Raw genomic sequence first — 3,649 nt, forward strand, 5'->3', positions numbered from 1 at the left:
ACACCAACTGTTTGGGTGTTGTATAGTCAAGCCTCACGAGCAATTAGTATTGGTCAGCTTCACATATCACTATGCTTCCACATCCAACCTATCAACGTCGTAGTCTTCAACGGCTCTTTAGAGGACATAAAGTCCTAGGGAAATCTTATCTTGAGGTAGGCTTCCCGCTTAGATGCTTTCAGCGGTTATCCCTTCCGAACATAGCTACCCGGCGATGCGACTGGCGTCACAACCGGTACACCAGAGGTTCGTCCACTCTGGTCCTCTCGTACTAGGAGCAGATCCTCTCAAATTTCCAACGCCCACGGTAGATAGGGACCGAACTGTCTCACGACGTTCTAAACCCAGCTCGCGTACCTCTTTAAATGGCGAACAGCCATACCCTTGGGACCTGCTTCAGCCCCAGGATGAGATGAGCCGACATCGAGGTGCCAAACACCGCCGTCGATATGAACTCTTGGGCGGTATCAGCCTGTTATCCCCAGAGTACCTTTTATCCGTTGAGCGATGGCCCTTCCATACAGAACCACCGGATCACTAAGACCTACTTTCGTACCTGCTCGACTTGTGGGTCTCGCAGTTAAGCGCGCTTTTGCCTTTATACTCTACGCGTGATTTCCGACCACGCTGAGCGCACCTTCGTACTCCTCCGTTACTCTTTAGGAGGAGACCGCCCCAGTCAAACTACCCACCAGACATGGTCCTCGCTCCAGATAATGGAGCAGAGTTAGAACCTCAATATTACCAGGGTGGTATTTCAAGGACGGCTCCATAGCAACTAGCGTCGCTACTTCAAAGCCTCCCACCTATCCTACACAAGTAAGATCAAAGTTCAATGTCAAGCTGCAGTAAAGGTTCACGGGGTCTTTCCGTCTAGCCGCGGGTACACCGCATCTTCACGGCGAATTCGATTTCACTGAGCCTCTGCTGGAGACAGCGCCCCCATCATTATGCCATTCGTGCAGGTCGGAACTTACCCGACAAGGAATTTCGCTACCTTAGGACCGTTATAGTTACGGCCGCCGTTTACTGGGGCTTCGATCAATAGCTTCGCTTGCGCTAACCACATCAATTAACCTTCCAGCACCGGGCAGGCATCACACCCTATACGTCCACTTTCGTGTTTGCAGAGTGCTATGTTTTTAATAAACAGTTGCAGGGGCCTGGTTTCTGTGGCTGCTAGCAGCTCAAGGAGCAAGTCCTATCACCGCCGGCAGCGTACCTTCTCCCGAAGTTACGGTACCATTTTGCCTAGTTCCTTCAGCAGAGTTCTCTCAAGCGCTTTGGTCTACTCGACCTGACCACCTGTGTCGGTTTCGGGTACGATTCCTGTGTAACTGAAGCTTAGAGACTTTTCCTGGAAGTATAGTATCAGCCACTTCGCTAATAAATTAGCTTGCTATCAGATCTCAGCATAGAGTACCCCGGATTTGCCTAAGATACATGCCTACATCCTTTCACCTGGACAACCAACGCCAGGCTGACTTAACTTTCTCCGTCCTCTCATCGCATTACACAGAAGTATTGGAATATTAACCAATTTCCCATCGACTACGCCTCTCGGCCTCGCCTTAGGGGTCGACTCACCCAGCCCCGATTAACGTTGGACTGGAACCCTTGGTCTTTCAGCGAACGGGTTTTTCACCCGTTTTGTCGTTACTCACGTCAGCATTCGCACTTCTGATACCTCCAGCAGACTTCTCAATCCACCTTCATCGGCTTACAGAACGCTCCCCTACCACGCACATAAATGTGCATCCGCAGCTTCGGCATATAGTTTTAGCCCCGTTACATCTTCCGCGCAGGCCGACTCGACTAGTGAGCTATTACGCTTTCTTTAAAGGGTGGCTGCTTCTAAGCCAACCTCCTAGCTGTCTATGCCTTCCCACATCGTTTCCCACTTAACTATAATTTAGGGGCCTTAGCTGGCGGTCTGGATTGTTTTCCTCTTGACTACGGACGTTAGCACCCGCAGTCTGTCTCCCGGATAGTACTCATTGGTATTCGGAGTTTGCATCGGTTTGGTAAGTCGGGATGACCCCCTAGCCGAAACAGTGCTCTACCCCCAATGGTATTCGTCCGAGGCGCTACCTAAATAGCTTTCGGGGAGAACCAGCTATCACCAAGTTTGATTAGCCTTTCACCCCTATCCACAAGTCATCCCCTGGCTTTTCAACGACAGTGGGTTCGGTCCTCCAGTAAGTGTTACCTCACCTTCAACCTGCTCATGGATAGATCACCTGGTTTCGGGTCTACACCCAGCAACTAAACGCCCTATTAAGACTCGGTTTCCCTACGGCTCCCCTATGCGGTTAACCTTGCTACTGAATGTAAGTCGCTGACCCATTATACAAAAGGTACGCAGTCACCGGACAAAGCCGGCTCCCACTGCTTGTATGCATGCGGTTTCAGGATCTATTTCACTCCCCTCACAGGGGTTCTTTTCGCCTTTCCCTCACGGTACTGGTTCACTATCGGTCAGTCAGGAGTATTTAGCCTTGGAGGATGGTCCCCCCATATTCAGACAAGGTTTCACGTGCCTCGCCCTACTCGACATCATCATATAAGCCCTTTCGTGTACAGGACTATCACCTACTATGGTTGCACTTCCCAGAGCATTCCACTAAAGCTTATATGACTTAATGGGCTGTTCCCCGTTCGCTCGCCGCTACTGAGGGAATCTCAATTGATTTCTTTTCCTAAGGGTACTGAGATGTTTCACTTCCCCTCGTTCGCCTCATACACCTATGTATTCAGTGTATGATACCTAGCTTATACTAGGTGGGTTTCCCCATTCAGAAATCTCCGGATCACAGGATATTTGCCGCCTCCCCGGAGCTTATCGCAGGCTATTACGTCTTTCATCGCCTCTGACTGCCAAGGCATCCACCACATGCACTTAATTACTTGACTATACAACCCCAAACAGTCGATCGATCCTACAAGGAGATCGTTCAACGTAACAGTTTGAAGTACTGTGTATTTAAACACTGTACAGCTTCAATCAAAATCATATACCAAAACGCTTGATTCAGTTTAATCGCTAGTAACTCATCGATTTCTCAGCAATTGCTTGCTTTGATTTCAACGAGTATGAACAATTTATTTCAACTCAAATATAATCTGTTAATGATTTCTCTAGCCTTCGTCAGGTCTAGATGCTGTGATAAATCACAGAGATTATCAATCTAGATCGTATTATACGAAAAGGATTTGATAATCTCTATAATCTACCCAATTGAATGGTCAACCATTATTCAATTTACTTTTAAAATTAATCAGTAAAAGTAACAAGAAATAATGGTGGAGACTAGGAGAGTCGAACTCCTGACCTCCTGCGTGCAAAGCAGGCGCTCTACCAACTAAGCTAAGTCCCCAGCTTATCAATTAAGGTAATGTTTCTGATGTCCCATAATTTTTATAAATTATGGTGGGTCTGACAAGACTTGAACTTGTGACCCCACGCTTATCAAGCGTGTGCTCTAACCAACTGAGCTACAGACCCTCAGATACATCATCATGAAGAACAACTTGTTGTGGATTCTTACCGGTCGCCAATCTTTCGTTAAGGAGGTGATCCAGCCGCAGGTTCCCCTACGGCTACCTTGTTACGACTTCACCCCAGTCATCGGCCACACCGTGGTAAGCG

The 3,649-nt window shown here is 48.2% G+C and carries 2 tRNA genes and 2 rRNA genes; all 4 read right to left on the bottom strand.

Annotated features, from left to right (window positions below):
* Window positions 1-22: 22 nt before the first annotated feature.
* Window positions 23-2,913 (bottom strand): 23S ribosomal RNA (locus AC5YCI_RS16110).
* A gap of 388 nt (window positions 2,914-3,301) precedes the next feature.
* A tRNA-Ala gene (locus AC5YCI_RS16115) sits at window positions 3,302-3,377 on the bottom strand.
* Between the two features lie 51 nt (window positions 3,378-3,428).
* Window positions 3,429-3,505: transfer RNA gene (locus tag AC5YCI_RS16120), tRNA-Ile, on the bottom strand.
* A 61-nt stretch (window positions 3,506-3,566) separates the two neighbouring features.
* A 16S ribosomal RNA gene (locus tag AC5YCI_RS16125) occupies window positions 3,567-3,649 on the bottom strand; the annotation flags it as partial.

Source organism: Acinetobacter sp. CY17, from assembly GCF_059515825.1.